The 19,414-nt window shown below is 34.8% G+C and carries 25 protein-coding genes; 7 read left to right on the top strand and 18 right to left on the bottom strand.

What is annotated here, in order from left to right; all coding sequences use genetic code 11:
- Nucleotides 1-371: 371 nt before the first annotated feature.
- From prpB to AB1284_RS09030, 5 genes are all read right to left on the bottom strand, one after another.
- A complete protein-coding gene (gene prpB / locus AB1284_RS09050) occupies nt 372-1,280 on the bottom strand; it encodes a methylisocitrate lyase (RefSeq protein ID WP_429750001.1) in 909 nt (302 codons plus the stop codon).
- Nucleotides 1,281-1,297: 17 nt separating this feature from the next.
- A complete protein-coding gene (gene prpD, locus AB1284_RS09045; protein ID WP_429750002.1) occupies nt 1,298-2,734 on the bottom strand; it encodes a 2-methylcitrate dehydratase in 1,437 nt (478 codons plus the stop codon).
- Nucleotides 2,735-2,832: 98 nt separating this feature from the next.
- The gene (gene mmgD, locus AB1284_RS09040) at nt 2,833-3,951 is read right to left on the bottom strand and encodes a citrate synthase (protein ID WP_429750004.1); all 1,119 of its coding nucleotides are present in this window, start codon (nt 3,949-3,951) and stop codon (nt 2,833-2,835) included.
- A gap of 847 nt (nt 3,952-4,798) precedes the next feature.
- The gene (locus tag AB1284_RS09035; protein ID WP_429750006.1) at nt 4,799-5,107 is read right to left on the bottom strand and encodes a DUF4870 domain-containing protein; all 309 of its coding nucleotides are present in this window, start codon (nt 5,105-5,107) and stop codon (nt 4,799-4,801) included.
- A 119-nt stretch (nt 5,108-5,226) separates the two neighbouring features.
- Nucleotides 5,227-6,543, bottom strand: a complete 1,317-nt coding sequence (locus tag AB1284_RS09030) for an MFS transporter (protein WP_429750007.1) — start codon at nt 6,541-6,543, stop codon at nt 5,227-5,229.
- A gap of 407 nt (nt 6,544-6,950) precedes the next feature.
- Between AB1284_RS09030 and AB1284_RS09025 the strand changes: the two genes are divergently transcribed.
- Nucleotides 6,951-7,592, top strand: a complete 642-nt coding sequence (locus AB1284_RS09025; RefSeq protein ID WP_429750009.1) for a cupin domain-containing protein — start codon at nt 6,951-6,953, stop codon at nt 7,590-7,592.
- A 148-nt stretch (nt 7,593-7,740) separates the two neighbouring features.
- Here AB1284_RS09025 and AB1284_RS09020 read toward each other — a convergent pair whose 3' ends face one another.
- Both AB1284_RS09020 and AB1284_RS09015 read right to left on the bottom strand, forming a co-directional pair.
- Nucleotides 7,741-8,565, bottom strand: coding sequence for a GH25 family lysozyme (locus tag AB1284_RS09020; RefSeq protein WP_429750011.1), 825 nt, complete (start codon nt 8,563-8,565; stop codon nt 7,741-7,743).
- 451 nt (nt 8,566-9,016) lie between these two features.
- Entirely contained in the window at nt 9,017-9,196 is a 180-nt protein-coding gene (locus AB1284_RS09015; protein ID WP_429750012.1) for a hypothetical protein, read from the bottom strand.
- A 423-nt stretch (nt 9,197-9,619) separates the two neighbouring features.
- On the opposite strand from AB1284_RS09015, the gene AB1284_RS09010 reads away from it, so the two are divergent.
- Together AB1284_RS09010 and AB1284_RS09005 are read left to right on the top strand one after the other, a co-directional pair.
- The gene (locus AB1284_RS09010; RefSeq protein ID WP_429750014.1) at nt 9,620-9,751 is read left to right on the top strand and encodes a YjcZ family sporulation protein; all 132 of its coding nucleotides are present in this window, start codon (nt 9,620-9,622) and stop codon (nt 9,749-9,751) included.
- A gap of 176 nt (nt 9,752-9,927) precedes the next feature.
- Complete coding sequence (locus AB1284_RS09005) at nt 9,928-10,143, top strand: spore germination protein (protein ID WP_035434858.1); 216 nt, start codon at nt 9,928-9,930, stop codon at nt 10,141-10,143.
- Between the two features lie 236 nt (nt 10,144-10,379).
- Here the strand turns inward: AB1284_RS09005 and AB1284_RS09000 are convergent, their stop codons facing one another.
- On the bottom strand, nt 10,380-10,634 hold the full coding sequence (locus AB1284_RS09000; protein WP_429750015.1) for a DUF3947 family protein: 255 nt from the start codon (nt 10,632-10,634) through the stop codon (nt 10,380-10,382).
- A 217-nt stretch (nt 10,635-10,851) separates the two neighbouring features.
- Complete coding sequence (locus AB1284_RS08995; protein WP_429750017.1) at nt 10,852-11,049, bottom strand: hypothetical protein; 198 nt, start codon at nt 11,047-11,049, stop codon at nt 10,852-10,854.
- A 697-nt stretch (nt 11,050-11,746) separates the two neighbouring features.
- Between AB1284_RS08995 and AB1284_RS08990 the strand changes: the two genes are divergently transcribed.
- Nucleotides 11,747-12,037, top strand: a complete 291-nt coding sequence (locus AB1284_RS08990; protein WP_429750019.1) for a tyrosine-type recombinase/integrase — start codon at nt 11,747-11,749, stop codon at nt 12,035-12,037.
- A gap of 72 nt (nt 12,038-12,109) precedes the next feature.
- The gene (locus AB1284_RS08985) at nt 12,110-12,424 is read left to right on the top strand and encodes a thioredoxin family protein (protein ID WP_098307302.1); all 315 of its coding nucleotides are present in this window, start codon (nt 12,110-12,112) and stop codon (nt 12,422-12,424) included.
- A 122-nt stretch (nt 12,425-12,546) separates the two neighbouring features.
- Here AB1284_RS08985 and AB1284_RS08980 read toward each other — a convergent pair whose 3' ends face one another.
- The 3 genes from AB1284_RS08980 to AB1284_RS08970 form a co-directional block, all read right to left on the bottom strand.
- Nucleotides 12,547-12,660: a hypothetical protein gene (locus tag AB1284_RS08980; protein WP_429750021.1), complete on the bottom strand. Its 114-nt coding sequence runs from the start codon at nt 12,658-12,660 to the stop codon at nt 12,547-12,549.
- 171 nt (nt 12,661-12,831) lie between these two features.
- Nucleotides 12,832-13,731 carry a DMT family transporter gene (locus AB1284_RS08975; protein ID WP_429754313.1) on the bottom strand — a complete coding sequence of 300 codons (900 nt, stop codon included), beginning with the start codon at nt 13,729-13,731 and terminating at the stop codon, nt 12,832-12,834.
- A 110-nt stretch (nt 13,732-13,841) separates the two neighbouring features.
- Nucleotides 13,842-14,162, bottom strand: coding sequence for an ArsR/SmtB family transcription factor (locus AB1284_RS08970; protein ID WP_429750023.1), 321 nt, complete (start codon nt 14,160-14,162; stop codon nt 13,842-13,844).
- A 314-nt stretch (nt 14,163-14,476) separates the two neighbouring features.
- Here AB1284_RS08970 and AB1284_RS08965 point away from each other — a divergent pair, with 314 nt between their 5' ends.
- Nucleotides 14,477-15,337 carry a cation diffusion facilitator family transporter gene (locus tag AB1284_RS08965; RefSeq protein WP_429750025.1) on the top strand — a complete coding sequence of 287 codons (861 nt, stop codon included), beginning with the start codon at nt 14,477-14,479 and terminating at the stop codon, nt 15,335-15,337.
- 72 nt (nt 15,338-15,409) lie between these two features.
- Here AB1284_RS08965 and AB1284_RS08960 read toward each other — a convergent pair whose 3' ends face one another.
- The 5 genes from AB1284_RS08960 to AB1284_RS08940 all read right to left on the bottom strand — a co-directional run bounded on the left by AB1284_RS08960 (nt 15,410) and on the right by AB1284_RS08940 (nt 18,348).
- Nucleotides 15,410-16,063 (bottom strand): phosphatase PAP2 family protein, encoded by a 654-nt coding sequence (locus AB1284_RS08960; protein ID WP_429750027.1) that lies wholly within the window; start codon nt 16,061-16,063, stop codon nt 15,410-15,412.
- Nucleotides 16,064-16,135: 72 nt separating this feature from the next.
- Complete coding sequence (locus AB1284_RS08955; protein WP_429750029.1) at nt 16,136-16,894, bottom strand: sporulation protein; 759 nt, start codon at nt 16,892-16,894, stop codon at nt 16,136-16,138.
- Nucleotides 16,876-17,694 (bottom strand): serine/threonine protein kinase, encoded by an 819-nt coding sequence (locus AB1284_RS08950; RefSeq protein ID WP_429750031.1) that lies wholly within the window; start codon nt 17,692-17,694, stop codon nt 16,876-16,878. Before AB1284_RS08950 ends, AB1284_RS08955 begins: the two co-directional genes overlap by 19 nt.
- Nucleotides 17,694-17,885 carry a hypothetical protein gene (locus AB1284_RS08945; protein WP_429750033.1) on the bottom strand — a complete coding sequence of 64 codons (192 nt, stop codon included), beginning with the start codon at nt 17,883-17,885 and terminating at the stop codon, nt 17,694-17,696. The genes AB1284_RS08950 and AB1284_RS08945 overlap by 1 nt, the downstream gene beginning before the upstream one ends.
- Nucleotides 17,886-18,168: 283 nt before the next feature.
- A complete protein-coding gene (locus tag AB1284_RS08940; RefSeq protein ID WP_098307290.1) occupies nt 18,169-18,348 on the bottom strand; it encodes a YozD family protein in 180 nt (59 codons plus the stop codon).
- A gap of 154 nt (nt 18,349-18,502) precedes the next feature.
- Between AB1284_RS08940 and AB1284_RS08935 the strand changes: the two genes are divergently transcribed.
- The gene (locus AB1284_RS08935) at nt 18,503-18,658 is read left to right on the top strand and encodes a DUF3930 family protein (protein WP_429750035.1); all 156 of its coding nucleotides are present in this window, start codon (nt 18,503-18,505) and stop codon (nt 18,656-18,658) included.
- Between the two features lies 1 nt (nt 18,659).
- Here AB1284_RS08935 and AB1284_RS08930 read toward each other — a convergent pair whose 3' ends face one another.
- Nucleotides 18,660-19,322, bottom strand: coding sequence for a hypothetical protein (locus AB1284_RS08930; protein WP_429750037.1), 663 nt, complete (start codon nt 19,320-19,322; stop codon nt 18,660-18,662).
- Between the last annotated feature and the right edge of the window lie 92 nt (nt 19,323-19,414).

The following is a 19,414-nucleotide window of genomic DNA, read 5'->3' as shown; positions in this document are numbered from 1 at the left end:
TCTTTTACTATCTGTACACACGCTAGTTTCTTTCTATAAAGGAACTAATATTATGATAAAGTGGAACTACACAAATGAAGATTTTGTTTCTTCTTCGTTCAAAAACTTTTATCAATCTCATTTTTACCATCCGTTAATATGACAAAAAAGCGATGATTCATTTCACATCAAGCAGGTGTTTTTGCTAAAAATGTGTATCATCGCTTTCTTATTTTATCTCGCTATTTTGGGACAGTAAGACTCCCATCTTCCACGATTTAAAGAAGAGCGAGGAAGATAGATGGGTGACAACTGCTGGCATGCGCCCGATTGCTTTAACATATCCAGCAATGAGGGAGATGCCCCCTCTACTGCTGGAAGTTTCACTTTATCTATTGCCCCTCAGATAAGATTGTTTTTGCAATTCCTTTATCTAATTCTTCAAAATCATGATACGAAATCGTTTCATATAATTCACTTCTTGTTTGCATATCAGAAAGCCCTTCTTTTTGCGATCCTTCTTCTTTTATAAGATGAAAAATACGCTCATAAGCCTTTGCTGCTACGCGAAGAGACGTCACTGGATATATGACCATTTGATAACCGATATTAGCAAACTCTTCAGCAGTATAATACGGTGTTTTTCCAAATTCGGTCATATTAGCAAGTAAAGGTACTGTTACTTTCTTTGTAAATAAACGAAACTCTTCCTCTGACTGTAAAGCTTCTGGGAAAATAGCATCTGCACCTGCTTCTATGTAAGCAATTGCTCTCTCAATCGATGCATCTAATCCTTCAACTGCACGAGCATCCGTACGAGCTACAACAACCATCGATGGCGCTACTTCTTTTATCACTTTAATTTTTTGTTGCATTTCTTCAATGGAAACAAGTTTTTTCCCATTGAGATGTCCACACTTTTTAGGGAGCTGCTGATCTTCAATTTGAACAGCGGCTACATTTGCTTCCACCATCTCTACAGCAGTTCTCGCTACATTTAACACTCCACCAAATCCTGTATCAATATCGACAAGAAGAGGTAAATCCGTTGCTCTAACAAGATCTCTTGCTCTTTCAGCTACTTCAGTAGATGTTACAATGCCTAAATCTGGTAAACCCTTACTTGCTGTATAAGCAGCTCCTGATAAATAAAGAGCTGAAAATCCAGTATTTTTTGCAACAAGAGCAGCCATCGCATCATGTGCACCAGGAATTTGCAAGATTTCAGGTGCTTCTACTAAAGTTCGGAATCGATTGGCAAGTTCTTCTTGTGTTGACTGTTTATTTACAACCCAAGCCATTCTTATTCCCCCTATACTTAAATTAAGAAAAGATCTACAAATTCATTTACATTCATATTTTCTAATTTTTCTTCATTCAAACAAGCTTCATGAATTTTTTCTTGTTGTTTATTAGAATAATGAACAGCCATATTTGCAGAGAACTTTTGAACAACCTTTGGAATCGCTTCGTCTCTACGGAAACGGTGACCTAATGGATATTCACATTCTACGTTTTCTGTTACTGTACCATCTTTAAAATGAATTTGAACAGCGTTGGCGATTGAGCGCTTGTTCGGATCAAGGTAATCTAAACTGTATTGTTTATTTTCAACAACAACCATCTTATTTCGTAATTCATCTACGCGAGGGTCAGAAGCTACTTCATCCTCATAATCATCTGCAACAATGTCACCTTTTAATAAACCGATTGCAGTAATGTATTGCAAGCAATGATCGCGGTCAGCTGGGTTATTTAACGGACCCTCTTTATCAATAATACGAACTGCTGATTCATGTGTCGTAATTGTAATACGGTCAATTTCATCTAATCGTTCTTTCACTTCTGGATGTAATTTCACTGCACATTCTGCAGCTGTTTGAGCATGGAATTCTGCTGGATATGATACTTTAAACAATACATTTTCCATTACATAAGAATCTAAAGGTCTTGCTAATTTTAGTTCTTGCTTGTTAAACAATACATCTTGGAATCCCCATCCTGGTGCAGATAATGCTGTTGGGTAACCCATTTCACCTTTTAATGCAGTAAGTGCAAGATGAACACCACGGCTTGTTGCATCCCCAGCTGCCCATGACTTACGTGAACCCGTATTTGGAGCATGACGATATGTACGAAGACTAGAGTTATCAATCCATGCATGAGACAATGCATTAAAGATTTCTTCACGCGTGCCACCAAGCATTTTAGTAACAACTGCTGTTGTCGCTACTTTTACGTATAACACATGGTCAAGACCAACGCGGTTTAAACTATTTTCTAATGCAAGTACACCTTGGATTTCATGTGCTTTAATCATCATTTCAAGTACATCTCGTACTTTTAATGGTTCTTTTCCTTCTGAAATACGAACGCGGCTTACATAATCTGCAACAGCTAAAATACCACCTAAATTATCAGACGGATGTCCCCATTCTGCTGCAAGCCATGTATCGTTATAATCTAACCAACGAATCATACATCCGATATTAAAGGCACCGCGTACTGGATCAAGTACAAATGATGTTCCCGGTACACGTGTACCATTTGGCACAATTGTTCCTGGTACAACTGGTCCTAGTAATTTCGTACACTCTGGATATTGCAGTGCTAGAATTCCACATCCAAGCGTATCAAGTAACACATAGCGTGCCGTACTGAATGCTTCTGAGCTTGTCACCTCTTTATTTAGTACATAATCCGTAATTTCTTCTAAAATTGCATCTTTTTGTTTAATTTCATTTGTTTTAATCACGCTATCCTTCCCTTTCTGTCGACAATTCGTTATTATTAAGAATGGGTGTCGGTCAAACACCCACCTGGCGGGCGGCCTTAACAACTCCCCAGTTGTTTTTATTTGCTAAGCACATGTCGCTCGCCAATATAATTTACACGTGGGCGGAACAATCGATTATTTGTATGTTGCTCAATCACATGCGCACATAAGCCTACCGTTCTTGAACTGAAAAAGATTGGTGTGTACAGTTGAATTGGAATACCTAACATCCAATAGACTGGAGCAGCATAATAATCTAAGTTTGGATAGATTCCTTTTTCCTTCTCCATAATCTTTTCTCCAGCTTCACACATTTCATATAATGTATAATCGCCTTTCACATCACATAACTGTTTTAATGCTTCCTTCATCATGAGTGCTCTTGGATCTATCTTCTTCATGTAGACGCGATGTCCAAATCCCATAATTTTTTCTTTGTTATACAGTTTCTTTTGCAGTAATTCTTCAAATTTCTCAACAGTACCCGCTTCAAGCAGCATGTACATTACTGCCTCATTGGCACCTCCATGTAAATTACCTTTTAAAGAAGCAACCGCTCCGGTTAAAGCACCGTATAAATCTGATTGTGTAGACGCAATTACTCTAGCCGTAAAAGTAGAATTAGGCATCTCGTGTTCACTATACAGAACAAGTGATTTATCAAATATTTTTTCTTCTAATGCAGAAGGTTTCTTACCCGTAAGCATATGGAAGAAGTTCGCACTATAAGATAACTCTTGCATTGGTTCGATTGGTTCTTCATTATTCAAAATTCGATAACTGTTAGCTACTATATTCGGCACTTTACTTAACAATTTATAAGCACGTTTTTTATTAACATCCAATGAGCGATCATCAATTTCATTGTCATAGCCAGAGAGCGCAGAAATTCCCGTGCGTAACCCGTCCATCGGATGCGTTTGTTTTGGCAATGCTTTTAAAACATCAAAAACACCAGTAGGAACTTCATATTCATGCTTTAGCGTTTCTTCTAATGCCGCTTTTTCATCCGAATTAGGAAGTTTCTCCTCTAATAAAAGATGAACAATATCTAAATAACTTTTTGTTTTAGATAACTCAATCAAGTCATACCCTTGAATAACGATTTCTCCTTTTTTTGTATCAAGAAAAGAAATCTTTGTCTCTGCTGCAACTACCCCATCAAGTCCTGGAAAATAATTATTTTCAGCTCCCATTTTACCTTCCTCCCATCCAAATAGATCTTCGTTTACATTTCTGTAAGCCTTTCCAAGATTGCACAAATATATTTCCCACAATATTCTCCTCTAGCTATTTCATCCACTAATAAAGAATACGCGGTAAGCAGCGTACAAGGTTTTTCTATGTTTAGATTGTTCATAATAATAGTTTTGAAAGAGTTGAGAAATCTGGCACATGTTCCAAACAAAGAACTTCCTATAGCTCCATACTTATTAATCAATTTCGAAAATAAAAAAGCAACTTCCCAAGAAGCTGTTACTATACGAAGAGATACTAAAAAATACAGTTTCTACCTTCGCACTTAACACCTCCTATCCACATAGGCTATGATGTGTACTAAAACGGGCAAGGGCCTAACAAATACAGCTACTGGACAGCCTAACTCCCCTTTTAAAAAGCTAGAACAACCATTGTATCTCTACCCGTTTTATATCTCTTTCATTTTCTACTCAAATATATCAGACTTTTTGAACAATTACAATTTATTTTATATTATTAATTTTCTTATATTTTATCAATTTGTTTTATTAATATATTTTTCATTTTCATTTAACTTCTGGCTTTCTAATAATGAATTGCAGCTTTCGTCAATGGATAGATACCTCCTTTCATATCATGATTTTCAATAAAAAAAGATAGCTACACGCTATCCTTTTTACATATTTATATCGTATTAACGGGCAGTAAGACACCTACCTCAAAGTTGGAGCAACCCAAAGAAGGTAGGTGGAAGATAACTACCAATAAAGCCCGACTGGACGGGACTTCCATCAGTGGCGGATGTCCCCCACTGATGGAAGTTTCACTTTATACTTGTAAATTCTACTTCAACCATGACCCGACAATCGGATATTGAAAAGGTCGATCTTTTATCGCACGAATGATACCGATGATTGGAGTAATTAAGGCCATTAATCCAAAAATAATTAAGAACGGAATTCCAATTAATATCCAAGAAAAAAATACTGAAATAGCAATTAATACACCTATTACAAAATGAAATATAACTGCCTGTAATGATAAACTTTTAATTTCTCGATCGGAACTAACAAGAAATATAATAAACGGAACTAATACAGGTGCAAACCAAGTACTAGCATGAATGAATATTTTCAGTCCTTTATGCTCCATTTAAAAATTACTCCTTCTCATTTATTTTTCCTTATTATGTAATATTTTACAGTATATCCTATTCGATGTGAATGAATCTTAAGACTGATTTATATTCATTCAAAAGTTGGATAATTTTATTAGCTTTTATTAGCACTATTTTGATTGCTACGAGACCAGACAATGACTGGGATAAGCAGTAGTGAAAGGATAGCTCCGGCAAATGAAAGGGTTGCGTAACTAGAATGAGCGACGACCATGCCAGATAGCGCCCCCCCAGATGCCCCCGCCAAAGCGATTAATACATCAACAGATCCTTGCGTCTTTGCGCGAACGGTTGGAGTAGTTGCATCCACAATGAGCGCAGTACCGCTAATCAAACCAAAGTTCCAACCAAGCCCAAGCAAAGCGAGAGCGATGATGAGTACTAACATAGAATCAGTAGGTGCAACGGCGGCAAGAACACCAGCAGCAAGTAGAGTGATACCAGAAGCGATTGCCATCGCAGTACGTCCAATCTTATCTACGAGGATACCAGTCAAAAGAGATGGTAGGTACATTGCACCGATATGAAAACCAATTACCAGTCCTACCTCTTTCAAGCCATGTCCATGATGCCCCATATGTACAGGTGTCATTGTCATAATTGAAACCATGACAATCTGAGTTAAGACCATGATTGTGGCACCAACAACAATTTCTCGCTTTTTTATTGCTAGTTTACTAGAACTCTCATCTAAATGAGTACTCTCGTTCGTTCCCTGCACATCTGCAATTGCTTTCGCAACAACGAGAGGGTCTGGGCGAAGTAGAGCTAGAAGGACCAAACCAGCAAGGATATAAGCTGCAGCTGCCAAAATGAACGGACCGGCTAGTGCAGGGACTTTAATCATTATTGCAAATCGACCCATTACATCAACTAAATTTGGCCCTGCGACGGCACCTAAGGTGGTTGATACCATTGCAATACTGATTGCTGTTGCTCGCTGTGTAGAATTTGCTAAATCTGTACCTGCATAGCGAGCTTGTAAATTTGTAGCAGTTCCAGCACCATAGATGAGTAATGAAGAAAAAAGAAGTACAAGATTATTAGTTAATGCTGAAATCACTACTCCGATTGCGCCGATACCGCCAGCCAAAAATCCTGCCGCGAGTCCTAAACGTCGTCCAAAACGCTGAGAGAGTCGCCCTACAAGTAGCGCTGCCCCAGCAGAACCTAAAGTGAACAACGCAGACGGAACCCCTGCAAAACTATCTGTACCTAGCATGTCTTGTGCAAGAAGTGCTCCGACGGTTACACCTGCTGCAAGTCCCGCACCACCGAAAATTTGTGAAATAACAACGATGATCAACGTCCTTCGATATAACTGTCGCTGTTTTTCTGGAGAATCAATGTAACTTTGTAACCAAGCCGGTTGGTTTTCTAAAGCTTTTGAATCATCAACTTTTTGTAACATCACTCAGTCCACCTTTCATAGGAACTGACTTTGCATATTGTATAAACCAATTGTTAAAGTCTTCTTTCCGATAAGATCTCAATACGAATCTCTCATTTTCAGAACACAAGCTAAATTCTCTCAAATTAATTCTCCTAACCTCACATTATTTACACTTATTCACTAAACAAAAAGTTCTGATAATAACAATTTATCATATTACTTCACTACCCACTAATATTCATTTCACTTTAATCAATTTTTCAGCTATTTTGTGTCTCCTTTACATTTAACATTCTAAAAAACGCTCCAATTTTGTTCCTTGTTTTAAATGTAAAGATACACAGACTGCTGCACAATGAAATAAATAGACTCATATCATACTCCATATACCTAGACATATTCCGAAGCAGAAAGGTGGGAAAACAATGACATCTTATATAGATTACACCTCCCCTTCTATCCAATTCACTCAAGATGTAAGTAAAAGTAATTTTTTCACAAAGGATGCGCAAAATTATATAAACGTGTTAGGGATTCAACAATTAAATACATTAGATAATACATCTTTACTAGACATTTTTTTAAGCATGGATAATGTTATAGAGCCTCATGTACACCAAAATGCCGCTGAACTCGTTTATTGTATTTCTGGTGCAGCTGTCGTTTCCTTACTTAACCCATTTACGAATCAAATTCTTAATTTCCCTATAAAGCCGGGTCAAGTTACTAATGTACCGCAAGGTTGGTGGCATTATGAAATTGCCACTGTAGACAATACACACTTATTAGCCGTTTTTAATGCTCCTACTCCAGAAGTTATTTTTGGATCAGATATTTTAAGATTAACTCCATCCAACGTAATGGCTCATACTTATTGTCTCAATGAACAGCAATGGAAACAGGCGGTAGCTCCTATTCAATCTACTACTGTAATTGGCCCTCCAAAAGACTGTAATCAAAATCGAAATACAATACAGCATATACCCAATCAAAATCAAACACATACACAACATCCATCTTATTATTACCAACAACAAATTCCATTTCATCCATATTGGGGGTATTAATATAGAAAACTATTTTTAAAATCCATTAATAATATAGATATTTACAAACACTCCATACTTAACTGTTAGTTTTCCAATTTCTTTATACTTTATATAAGGACAATAATGTCAGTAAAAAAAGCTGCCTCTCATGAGCCAGCTTTTCTCATTATATATGTGAAATCCACATTCCATACCTCGAATACATTGCTTGCAACTTCGCAAATGTCTCATCACACCATGTCTTTGAATTAAAATCACCAACTGCAATGCGATGATTCCCATCATCTAGACACTGTACCCAAACACCATAACCAGGTAATACTTCTTTAATTTTTTTCACTACATCTGCAGTCCACTTAATAGAATCAAAATCCCCTACATAAATACGATAGGACTCCCTGCCTATAAACCATTCTAACGGCTTGTCCCCTGTTAATAGGTTCACATCAACTTTCCCAATCCCTTCAACATAACCATTATCACTGTATTGCCACAAGTCACTCGCATAATCAGGTTTTACCTGTGGTGTTCCGTCATTTGTTCCATAACGAGGTAACCATATGAAATCTGCATTCACATTTTGCAATCCGTAAGATCCATACATATAGTGCGATACATATAAACCTACTTTCCATCCAGCCTCCTTACATGTATCAATAAAGGTTTGTGACGCTTCTGCTAGATTAGCAGCTCCACAATTCGTTAAAGTGTCTTCCTCGACATCTAGGACTAGAAATTCAGCATTAGGGCTTACACGGTTCATAAAGTCTTTCGCCTCTACAATGGCATCTGCCGCGGTTACATAGCATCCGTAAGCATAAGCTGCATGGGGAATACCTCGTGCTTCTAAATGTTCCACATGGTCTGTATATATATCGTCTACTTTTCTGGAACCATACTGCACACGGCAGATTGCTAAGTCAATGTGCTGAGCAGCTAAATCCCAATTTATATTTTCATTCCATTTTGAAATATCTATGATATATCCCATGATTTATTTTCTCCTTGTGGATTATTGTATTCGATAGCTTGTCTCATGATCTGTATAAACGCTTAGAACAACAACAAATCCTTCTTGTTTTATTATTATCTCAGTACATCCCGCTTAATTTTGTTCTTCTTTTTTCATCAGAACACATCATACTTTATAAGCTGTTCCATTCAATATATATCTCCTCCCCTCACACTACCTTTCTACTTCAATTACATTTCTTTATATATATAAAACACTATGCTATAATTTGGTGAAACAATATTGCATTTTCTTTTAAATTCTTCACCTAGTAAACGTAATTCTTCTTGTGTAACATTAGTAAGTTTAGACATAAAATGGGTCATCCTTCCATGCAGTATGCATGGAAGGATGACCCATTTCGTTAAATTTTATTTATTTCTTTAACTTGATGGCTATAACCCGTTTTATAGATGCCTTTTTAATTCCATTACTTATATACATTAAGTATTACTGTAAAACGCTGATTTCCATGAGGTACAACTTGATGAATCTCAACGTATTGTGCTTCAAACTCACGACGAGTATTCTCATTCAATTTTAACAAAGCTTGAGTCAACGTTTCTCCTTCATGAAGTTCTAACTCATCATAACCTTGTTGTTTAATCATCCATCCCGCTCCTTTCACCAATTTAATTTACATTTTGCAAATGTTGAATTCATCAGAACGAATGGAAATGTTGCAAGTCATTTCCAAGATAGTGATTTTACATTTTTTAAACATAACATTAGTGTAACTATGCTCAATAAGATGCAAAACAGTATGACGAATACGATTATTATCACACTCGCCGTACTGGAATATGTCTTAATTTATTTTAATTAACTTCAATAATTCAAGTAAGGGAATCTTCCCCTCCGTTCAAACTAACTTTGTATTAAAAGGATTATTTTGTTTAAAAAAGCCAACTTTTTCATTGACAATAGACACGCACTTTTTAACTCCATACCACATAATGTAATGTAAATTCGCCGTGAAATTTACAACTTTTGCTCTCATTGTTTGTTTCCTCATCAAAAGGAGGAATATAGTATGGGTTTTGATGGTGGTCATAGAGGCTTCTTTGGCGGATTCGCCTTACTAATTGTGTTATTTATCTTATTAATCATAATCGGTTGCGCTTGTTGGGGCGGCGGATATGGTGGCGGATACGGATACTGCTAAGAGAAGGCACTCAATTCGAGTGTCTTTATTTATTTGTCCAGTACTTTCCACTCACTTCACTACAAAATGAAATTTTTATTTTAATCCCTTCGCAATTCCATAAATATGCAGTCGAACCCTTTCAGAGAATGAATCATATAGTGATTTAAGCAATCCCTGATAAAGTAGGTGAAAATATGCCATCTGTTGTTGGGAACTTAGTCGTTCAAAATAGTAACGGTTCTTTTAACTTAGGAGACTTCTATAATGTATCTCCGAAAGAAAATACGAAAGCTTATAATGGATCCGGTTCATCTAACGTTGCTTTTGTTCTTAATACCTTTAACGGTGTAAGCGGTACGAATACATTTGATTCAGATGTAGCTGATCAAAATCAAATTGGAACAGTCTAAAATTATTTATCCTTTTCTCTCCACTGTATAACATTTCAAATCCCGTTTATACTACAGCTAATTTTAGCGAAGCGACACCATATTTTTTTGTAGAGCAGTTATCTTTTGCTAGCTGCTCTTTTTATTGAACTTGTACCACTTTCGTTTTCCTTCATTACGATAATCCTCAAACGGATCAAATTTTACTGACATGAATAAGTTTCCATTAAACAGCTATTATTTTTTATTATTATTTACTATAAATTGTATTCAGTTCCATACGGAATCGTTGAAAAAGATATTCCATATTGTGTAACATGCATTGGGTAAAAATATTGCACCGGATAGTAAGGTTGCATACTTTGTTGCATTTGTTGCATTTGTTGCGCCTGTTGCTGTGCTTGTATTGCTTGTTGAACAGCTTGAATTGTACTTTGCGCTCCACTAGACGTTACACTAGCACCATACCCAGCAGGAGTTCTCATTTGGTTGTTAAGATAAGAATAAAACATTATTATTCAACTCACTTTCGTATAAGTTACTACAAAATATGTTATGAAGATTAATTTCGGAAAGTGTTAAGTAAAACGAATCATCTAATTCGTTTCCTTCCTACCAAATAACGCTTTTGTTATAAAAGTTTCACTAATTTTTTATCCGCACTTTCATTTAACAACGAGGGCTTAATCTTTCCCATTAGTAAATCTCCGTTTCTTTAAACAAGTTATTTTATATATTCCAAAGGTCACTATTTATATCACTGTTATATTTATATTCAATCTTTTCTTTTCCACACTTTTCACACTTATAAAAACTAGCTGTCCCTATCTGCCCTGTTTTAAAATTTTCACTATCTTCAGTTTTAATGAATTTATATTTGTGTATACATTTAGGTTCTCTTACTTTATTCATCCATTTTCCTAACATAAAGTAATCCTCTCCTTTAAAAAGTATTCCACCTGCATTTACATATTTAGAATATCCTACAAAAGATTTCCAATCAACGAACGCGTTTTCTTACTCTCTTTGCATCATATTTGACCCATGGTGTACAAAAGTGTTATTTTGTTAAGTTTTAAATATACTCGAAACAAAATTCGTTTGATGATATAACGTTTTAAATTGGAATAGAATTACTATTAAGTTAAAAAGAAAGGAGCTAACGAAAATGAATAAATGGATAATCGCTCTTATCTACTCTTTCCTCTTCACAATCCACTGTTATTTTTCAATTAAAATATTACTTCTGTCAGCTATTAATGCCACTACATTTCCTAATCCTCATTTTTTCTATAGTACATTTGTATTAATATGTGGAATTTGAATATTAGCATTTGGAATTAGAAAATATATCTCTACTTCTACAAAAGATGAAAAAGAGCGCCAGAAGCTTAAAATCATATTTTCTATCTTTTCAGCTTTATCTGGATTTACTACAATAATGATATTTTTTATTTGAGCCTAATTTTTAATTATTTTTACAATCTTCACCTTCCTCCTGAATAAATTTCAATATTCCATTCATTAATAAACGATTAATTTCTACTTATGAAATAACATTACAAGCCCCGAAAGCACTTTGTGAAAAAATACAAGAGGAAAAGAAACATTATACTTTGATTTAGTGCGTCTTATCTTTTACAGGAATCCCTACCATTTCAAAAGTTTGACACATTTGGAGAAAAAGCTTATAAAGAAAAGTGAAGTCCCTAATATCCGCTGCCACGATCTTCGGCATACTCATGCGACTTTAATGGTAAAACAAGGTATTCATTTGAAAACTGTAAGCGAGCGATTAGGAAACAAAAGAATAGGTATTACAATGGATACTTATTCTCATGTAGTTCCAGGACTTCAAGAAACCGCGGTGGACCAATCTGCAAACGAATTATTCGGAAATAAAACAGTTCGTTAGAAGTTTTGACTTTCCGACAAAATTACCACCTAAAAAACAACAAATTATAATTATGAAAAAGGAGTCAAAAACATGAAAGAAATCAAATCTGAACAAGAGTTTCGCGATCTTATCGCAAAGGAAAACCCAGTAGTAGTAAAGTTCTTTACAACATGGTGCCCAGATTGTGTACGTATGGATAACTTTATCGATGACGTAATGGAAGAGTTCAATAAATTTGAATGGTATTCTATTAATAAAGATGAGTTCCCAAGCATTGCTGAAGAATATCAAGTAATGGGAATCCCAAGTTTATTAGTGTATCAAAATGGTGAAAAACTTGGTCATTTACATAGTGCGAATGCAAAGACAGAAGAACAAGTTACTGAGTTTTTAGAAGTATATTAAAATAATATGAATAACACACAAGAAGCTCAACAAGTTTGGAATTAATACCGGACTGAATAAGTCTAAATTTAAACAGCCTACTGTATATATGCAGTAGGCTGTTTTCTTATATTTTGATTTTCTTAAGTTACTAATTTCTTCATGAATTGTTTCTTTCGATAATCAGTTGGTGTTAAACCTGTTTTCTTTTTAAAAAATGCTATGAAATAAGTTGAGTTTGGTATACCTATCTCCATTCCAATATCTGTTTAGATAAAGTGAAACTTCCATCAGTGGGGGTTTTCTTTATCCCCTACCTATTTTCTTCACTTCTCTCTCAATCTTGAGATAGGAGTCTTACTTCCCTTTAATGCGGGATAAATTTTTCTTTTTCCATCTCTCTATTTCAGTTATAGCCCCCTATTCCTTTAATCATTTAAAGATAAACCCTTACTTTTACTTGTAGTTTTAGTTGTAGCGATATAAACACCTATCAATACCATAACCATTCCTATTATTTGTTTCCAAGTTATTGTAGAACCATATAATAAAACAGAAATTAATGTTGTAACAATTGGAGTAAGATTTAAATAAATACTTGCTTTACTAGCTCCAATTTGTTCGACACCTTTATTAAAAATAATGTATCCAACAAGTGTACCGCATATAATCATGTAAAATATCTCGACCCATCCTTGCATTGAAAAATTTAAAACCTTTCCCCATCCCCCTTCAAACAGAGAACTAATCGCAAGGAAAACAGAACCCATTACTGTCATAATTGTAGTTGCGAATAATGGAGATACATCTTTCATCACCAATTTTCCAACTAAACCATAAAGAACTCCACATGTTAATGCCGCAATAAATAATAAATCTCCTATATTGAATGATAAAGAAAGAAACGTATCTAATGATCCTTTTGTAATAACAAAAACAACTCCTACTAATGATAAAACTAAACTAATGCCCACTTTACTATTCCATGTTTCGTTTAAAAATAAAATTGCTCCTAGTGTAACAAATACTGGCATCGTTGCAATAATTAAAGAACCATTAATTGCAGAAGTATAATTAAGCCCTAAAAAGAAAAACGCATTATATCCAAAGATACCAGTCAATGATACAAGTAATAAACCTTTCCATCGTTTTTTTAAAGCCTTTATATCCCATTCAGATTTAATCGTAACATAAATCATTAAAACGACTCCTGCAATTGCAAATCGAAGCGTCGCTGCAACAAGTGCTGGTATTTCTGTAACTACATGCTCAGCTGTAGAAAACGACCCACCCCAAAATAAAGGTACTAGTAACATTAACCAATACATACTGTTTGATTTATTTTTACTCTCCACCTATTAATCCTCCCCAATTTATTTTTCACTTTTCGACCATCATGTTAACAAGTTTAAACTTATAAACATGATGGTCGAAAAAATTAGTCACCACCTTCAATTGTTAAAATTAATTCTTTAATATGTTTCACAAACTCAGCTGTACTTAAAGAATAAAAAGTTTCTTTACCATTCTTACTAGAAATAATTAAACCTGCCTGTTTTAATATTTTTAAGTGATGAGATACAGCTGGTCGTGAAATATTCATTTTTTCTGTTAACTGATTTACATTGAGACTACCTTTTTCAAGTAAAATCATAACAACTTGTTGACGATTAATATCTCCCAAAGCTTGAAATATAGGAGTTGCTAATCTGAATTTTTCTAATATAACTTCCCTATTCTTGCATTCGTAAAGTTCCATAATCTACATCCTTAAAGTAATAATATATTTAAATGCGTACCACCATCTTATTTTAATTACGCGCTATCACAATTTGAATTTTATTCCAAAAGAAATAATTTGTAAATACTTTTTTCTATTCATTCAAAAAATGTAACTTTTATATGATTTTTTCAGCTAAAGTGAAATGAGCGAAATTTTTTTGCCTTCACGAAACAATGTTCTCTCTTCCTTAAAAAGCTAAAAGTACTCAACAATGTTTGTATAGACCCACACGGCTTTCATTTGATACGCTTATATGTAGAGATTCCTTGAAAGAAAGGTGAGTGAAAGGCATGGAGTCACTTTCTAACAAAGCTGCTGATAGAGGAGCAATGCTCAGCATTGTTGCATATATTTTTTTGTCAACTATTAAAATTACAATAAGCTACATAGCTGTTTCTAGCGCATTACGTGCAGATGGTCTAAATAATTTAACTGATATTGGAGCATCACTAGCTGTTTTAATTGGATTAAAAATTTCCCGAAAGCCTCGCGATCTCGATCACCCATATGGTCATTCACGGGCTGAACAAATCGCTTCACTCGTCGCGTCATTTATCATGATGACTGTCGGGTTAGAAGTTATTGTGAATGCTGTTCAATCTTTTTTCAAAGAAGGACAAACGACACCTAGTTTACTTGCAGCTTGGGTTGATTTATTTTGCGCTGCTGTCATGTATAGCGTATACATATATAATCGTAACATTGCAAAACAAACAAAAAGTAAATCTCTGGAAGCTGCAGCGAAAGATAATTTATCTGATGTTCTCGTAAGTCTTGGGGCAGTTGTTGGTATTTTTGGTTCACAGTTTCAGATGCCACTTCTTGATCCAATTGCGGCACTTATCGTTGGTATCATTATTTGTAAAACTGCATGGGATATTTTTAAAGAAGCATCACATATGCTAACAGATGGTATTGATCCAGATAAAATGGAAAAATACGTTGAAACGGTAAAAACAGTTGCAGGCGTTGAACACATTGTGGATATTCGAGCACGAATGTATGGAAATCAAACTTATGTTGACATCACAATTGAAGTAAATGCACACATGGATGTAAGTGAAAGTCATCGTATTACCGATGAAATTGAAGAAAAGTTGCAACACAATCACAATATTTGGTACACACATATTCATGTGGAACCAATGTAAAAAGAACCTATGCTCACATAGGTTCTTTTTGCATAAAGTGAAGCTTCCATCATTACCTTCTGCAATTACTTACTATCTCGATACAGAAGATTTACTATCCACTGAATGCGGGATAAATGTTTGATGAAACATAATACACAAAATAAGCCAACTTCCTCCAGCAGCCCAACCTGCTAAAATATCAGACGGATAATGTACACCTAGATATATACGACTGATAGAAATTGAAAAAATAAGAAAACAAGTAATAAAAATAATTAATATTTTTTGATGCAATTGTATACGATGTTCAGTAATCGTAATGTATGCAATAAACCCAAGAAATGCAACAGCATTCATCGAATGTCCACTCGGAAAACTGTAACCTGTCGCAGTAACAAGTTGTGATATATCAGGCCGTGGTCTTTCATACCATAGTTTTAACATATAGTTCATATGGCGTGAACCGTAAAAGTTTATCATTAACAAGATCGCTGTCATGTATCGTCTTCGAATCAAGAAATACATAAGCAGAATAAACAATACAGGAAAATATACCTTTTTTGATCCAATATAGGACATCCATATAAAGTAAGAAGTAAGATATTCATTACGAAAGCCTTGTATATAATTACTCACTGCATGATCAATCTGATCAATGAAAGGTGTTTGATAAGAAAAAGACAACACGATAAAGCAAATGAGCAAAACAAATAGTAACGTATATAAATGTCGATATCTCTTCATCTGCATAACCTCACTATATAGAAATGGAGGGGATATTTTATTTTCCCTCTCCATTTCTTTTTTATGCATGCATTATCGAGAAATATAATTGTTAATTTTTTGCTGCATTACCGGAATATCTTCACGTTTCACTGTGAAACGTAAAACTTTTTCGTTCATATCTAAAGCTTCAGCAAATAATCCAGCAAGACCTCGTGCTTTACGGTCTACTTCCATCATAATTTCTAGACTATCGTATGAGCGCGGTATGATAAGGAGCTCTAATTCATCAAGCTTTCCGTAATATTGTCCGGATACAGGAACAAATTCAAACTCTTGTGCAAATGGTACGTGATCACGCAAACGAAATGGAAGTTCTTCACATTCCGCTTGGCGAAGACGAAATCCAAGATTTTGGACTGCATCTAATACACTTTTTAACAATATATTGGGGAGTACTTGAATATAATCACGGTCACTCGGATCAATGCTGCGTTTAATATCCAAACCAGTATGCACCCAAACGGTTTTCATCCCAAATGTTAATGGTACTTCAATCGGCATTGGAAAAGAAAAGGGGATTTCTCGTTTTTCATTTATTCCAATTGTAATTGGAGTTGTTAAACGAACTTTCTTTAAATCATATGTTGAACTCATTTTTTTATCATCCACTTCACGAATATATGTCGTAGATAATGTTAAATAAATACTATCAATTTCTTGTTCTACCGATCCACCAGTAATATGTACAACCCCTGTAATTTCTTCCCCAATGAGCCATTCCTCTTGTGTTAATACAGTATCAACTTTTGCACTACCAATGCCAATGCTTGCTAAAAACTTTTGGAACATGTATTCCCCATCCTTTCAATTATACAACGCACATCTTCTATTAGCTCTTGTACATTTTCATAATATGGCTCTTTCATTTGCAGCATCCTCATGATTACATCACAACTATTTACTGATAATGTTAATTCTTTATACCAAGGCTGTTCTTCTTTTGAAGATTCATAACTAGAATACAACAAAAACAAAACAAAATGACCTAAGGCATAAAAATCACTACGATACTGAATTTCACGCATATATGCTTGTTCACCTTTATAATAATGAGCGCGCTCATCACTTTCACCAATAAATCGAGCTAATCCAAAATCAATGATAGATATATCATCATCTCTCATTAAAATGTTAGGAATTCGTAAATCACGATGAACGATACCTTGACTATGAAAATATGAAACCACATGAAGCACCTTATACAAAATAAGAAAAGTTTCTTTCTCCGTATATACTTCTCCATCTCGAAAAATAAAATCCTCAAATGTTTTCCCACACATTTCCTCCATCACAAAAAATGGTTCTTTTCTCCATATAAAACTATGAAAGAAACGAGGAATTGCATGGTGCTCTAATTGCTGTAAAATGGTTTGCTCATATGCGAACGATTTCCTTCCTGATGCATACCTCTGCTTACTTTTCCGAAGCTGTTTTAATACTTTTTTCTCACTAGACAGCATATCAGTAACAAGATATGTAAAACCATAACTTCCCATACCGAGAATACGCTTAATTTGATACCGCTGTGCAACGACGGTATCAATGGGCAGCGGTCGATCAAACCATGTCAATATTTTACGAAAAATCATCAGCTACTAGAGAAAAAACTGCGGCTTTTATGCTTTCTTTTGTAATGGTGATGCCCATATTCATGAGATGGACGACGCTTATGATAATCGCTGCTAGAATAAGAACGATGTCTATGACGATAATCACTACTGGAGTAAGAGCGATACTTTTGCTTATTTCCTAGCAAAGAATCAATAATTTTTTTAAACATCTCTTCACCTCTTTAGAAAGTTTTCACTTTTATTATACCAAATACAACACGATATAGTTATTGCTGTCTTAAAAGTGAAACTTCCATCAGTAGGGGATTTTCTTCCTCCCCCTACTAATGGTTAGTTGAACTAATCAAGCTTTTACGGGCAGTTATCCTCCACCTATCTTCTTCACTTCTCTCAGAATCTTAAGGTGGGGATATTACTGCTCACGAATAGCGGGATAAACATGGACAAGCCATGTACGATATAAAAAACGACGAGTCTATCCCGTCGTTACTTTCATTCATCATCTTCGTCAAATATTTCATCAATCATACATTTCTCTAACAAATAATCGAATGCAATATCCGCAAGATCTTCAATTTCTTCGCGCTTTGGTACATACCCTCTCACAATTAATTGCTCATAAAAAAATTCCGCAATTTCTTCCGTATCAATCACGACTTCTATTTCCTTCATGAGCATCACCCCTTTAATTCTGTTTTATGAAGAAAAATAGAAATTATGTATAAGAATAGAAAAACATTTTTCTTTTTATACTAGATATGTAGGTTATATGCAGAGAAACTTTTGCATAGGATGTAGTACAAGCTATATAAAGGAGGAAAACACAATGAAATATGAAGAAGAAATGATGCATGCAAAAGGAGAGTTCATACATGAGGACGAATGGGCGGACAAGCTTATTTCTATATTTATTATCTTTTTAACAATTGTAGGCATACCATATACAGCTTATATTTTCTTTCAATTCCTTCTCTCTTTCTAGATTATTTTTTCTCAGATAATTTGATTAAATAGTTACGTACAACTTCCATCACGATCTTATATTCTTCATCTTGAAATGTTTCATATAATGTTCTGTAATCATTAAAAATATCTAATAAACCGTCGATAATTTCTTTTCGATTCGTTTTGATACTTACTTTTTTCGAGTTATTAATAGATTTTAATTTACCTAGATCAAGCTTATTCATTCCCGCCTTATCTTGTTTTATCTTCTTTAAAATTGCATTTGCTGTTTGTGCATTCGCAATAAGCGTCAAATCTGATTCATCTGCTTCTAGCCACTCGCCATCAGTAATACGTGATAATTCATAAATTGTGTCTTCCCAAGCATCATTTTTGTAACGCCATACTTCCGTCCGGTATCCGACAACGCGAAATACATCTTTTTCATAGCCTGTTACTTGAACAAGATCGCCAAATGTAAATTTATAGCGTAGTTCAATCCATTCTGATTCGCCATCTTTCATCTCTTGTTCTGTCACAAGCTGCAATGTATGTTCAACATAAAAACCATCGTGATTGTTTACTTCATATACATAAACACCGTCTAGCATTTTTATATTTGTAACCTTACCGACCGTACCATATAACGTAATCACGACTATATCTCCTATATTATATTTGGGCTGCTTTTTTCTCATCATTTCTCTCTCCTTTTTAAGTCGTGATTTTAAGTATGTGACGCTAACAGTATATGCGGCTCACTACGAAAACGCTTATCACATGAGTTTGTATA

This window comes from Bacillus sp. S2(2024) (genome assembly GCF_050474045.1).
Classification (GTDB): domain Bacteria; phylum Bacillota; class Bacilli; order Bacillales; family Bacillaceae_G; genus Bacillus_A; species Bacillus_A yunxiaonensis.
The sequence above is the reverse complement of the archived record's forward strand: the minus strand, read 5'-3'. Positions and strand labels throughout refer to the sequence as shown.

Excerpts from the sequence above, each read along its gene's own strand:
- prpB (WP_429750001.1), bottom strand. The coding sequence starts at position 1,280 with ATGGCTTGGGTTGTAAATAAACAGTCAACACAAGAAGAACTTGCCAAT.
- mmgD (WP_429750004.1), bottom strand. The coding sequence starts at position 3,951 with ATGGGAGCTGAAAATAATTATTTTCCAGGACTTGATGGGGTAGTTGCA.
- AB1284_RS09035 (WP_429750006.1), bottom strand. The coding sequence starts at position 5,107 with ATGGAGCATAAAGGACTGAAAATATTCATTCATGCTAGTACTTGGTTT.
- AB1284_RS09030 (WP_429750007.1), bottom strand. The coding sequence starts at position 6,543 with ATGTTACAAAAAGTTGATGATTCAAAAGCTTTAGAAAACCAACCGGCT.
- AB1284_RS09025 (WP_429750009.1), top strand. The coding sequence starts at position 6,951 with ATGACATCTTATATAGATTACACCTCCCCTTCTATCCAATTCACTCAA.
- AB1284_RS09020 (WP_429750011.1), bottom strand. The coding sequence starts at position 8,565 with ATGGGATATATCATAGATATTTCAAAATGGAATGAAAATATAAATTGG.
- AB1284_RS09015 (WP_429750012.1), bottom strand. The coding sequence starts at position 9,196 with ATGATTAAACAACAAGGTTATGATGAGTTAGAACTTCATGAAGGAGAA.
- AB1284_RS09010 (WP_429750014.1), top strand. The coding sequence starts at position 9,620 with ATGGGTTTTGATGGTGGTCATAGAGGCTTCTTTGGCGGATTCGCCTTA.
- AB1284_RS09005 (WP_035434858.1), top strand. The coding sequence starts at position 9,928 with ATGCCATCTGTTGTTGGGAACTTAGTCGTTCAAAATAGTAACGGTTCT.
- AB1284_RS09000 (WP_429750015.1), bottom strand. The coding sequence starts at position 10,634 with ATGTTTTATTCTTATCTTAACAACCAAATGAGAACTCCTGCTGGGTAT.
- AB1284_RS08995 (WP_429750017.1), bottom strand. The coding sequence starts at position 11,049 with ATGTTAGGAAAATGGATGAATAAAGTAAGAGAACCTAAATGTATACAC.
- AB1284_RS08985 (WP_098307302.1), top strand. The coding sequence starts at position 12,110 with ATGAAAGAAATCAAATCTGAACAAGAGTTTCGCGATCTTATCGCAAAG.
- AB1284_RS08980 (WP_429750021.1), bottom strand. The coding sequence starts at position 12,660 with ATGGAGATAGGTATACCAAACTCAACTTATTTCATAGCATTTTTTAAA.
- AB1284_RS08975 (WP_429754313.1), bottom strand. The coding sequence starts at position 13,731 with ATGTATTGGTTAATGTTACTAGTACCTTTATTTTGGGGTGGGTCGTTT.
- AB1284_RS08970 (WP_429750023.1), bottom strand. The coding sequence starts at position 14,162 with ATGGAACTTTACGAATGCAAGAATAGGGAAGTTATATTAGAAAAATTC.
- AB1284_RS08965 (WP_429750025.1), top strand. The coding sequence starts at position 14,477 with ATGGAGTCACTTTCTAACAAAGCTGCTGATAGAGGAGCAATGCTCAGC.
- AB1284_RS08960 (WP_429750027.1), bottom strand. The coding sequence starts at position 16,063 with ATGAAGAGATATCGACATTTATATACGTTACTATTTGTTTTGCTCATT.
- AB1284_RS08955 (WP_429750029.1), bottom strand. The coding sequence starts at position 16,894 with ATGTTCCAAAAGTTTTTAGCAAGCATTGGCATTGGTAGTGCAAAAGTT.
- AB1284_RS08950 (WP_429750031.1), bottom strand. The coding sequence starts at position 17,694 with ATGATTTTTCGTAAAATATTGACATGGTTTGATCGACCGCTGCCCATT.
- AB1284_RS08945 (WP_429750033.1), bottom strand. The coding sequence starts at position 17,885 with ATGTTTAAAAAAATTATTGATTCTTTGCTAGGAAATAAGCAAAAGTAT.
- AB1284_RS08940 (WP_098307290.1), bottom strand. The coding sequence starts at position 18,348 with ATGAAGGAAATAGAAGTCGTGATTGATACGGAAGAAATTGCGGAATTT.
- AB1284_RS08935 (WP_429750035.1), top strand. The coding sequence starts at position 18,503 with ATGAAATATGAAGAAGAAATGATGCATGCAAAAGGAGAGTTCATACAT.
- AB1284_RS08930 (WP_429750037.1), bottom strand. The coding sequence starts at position 19,322 with ATGATGAGAAAAAAGCAGCCCAAATATAATATAGGAGATATAGTCGTG.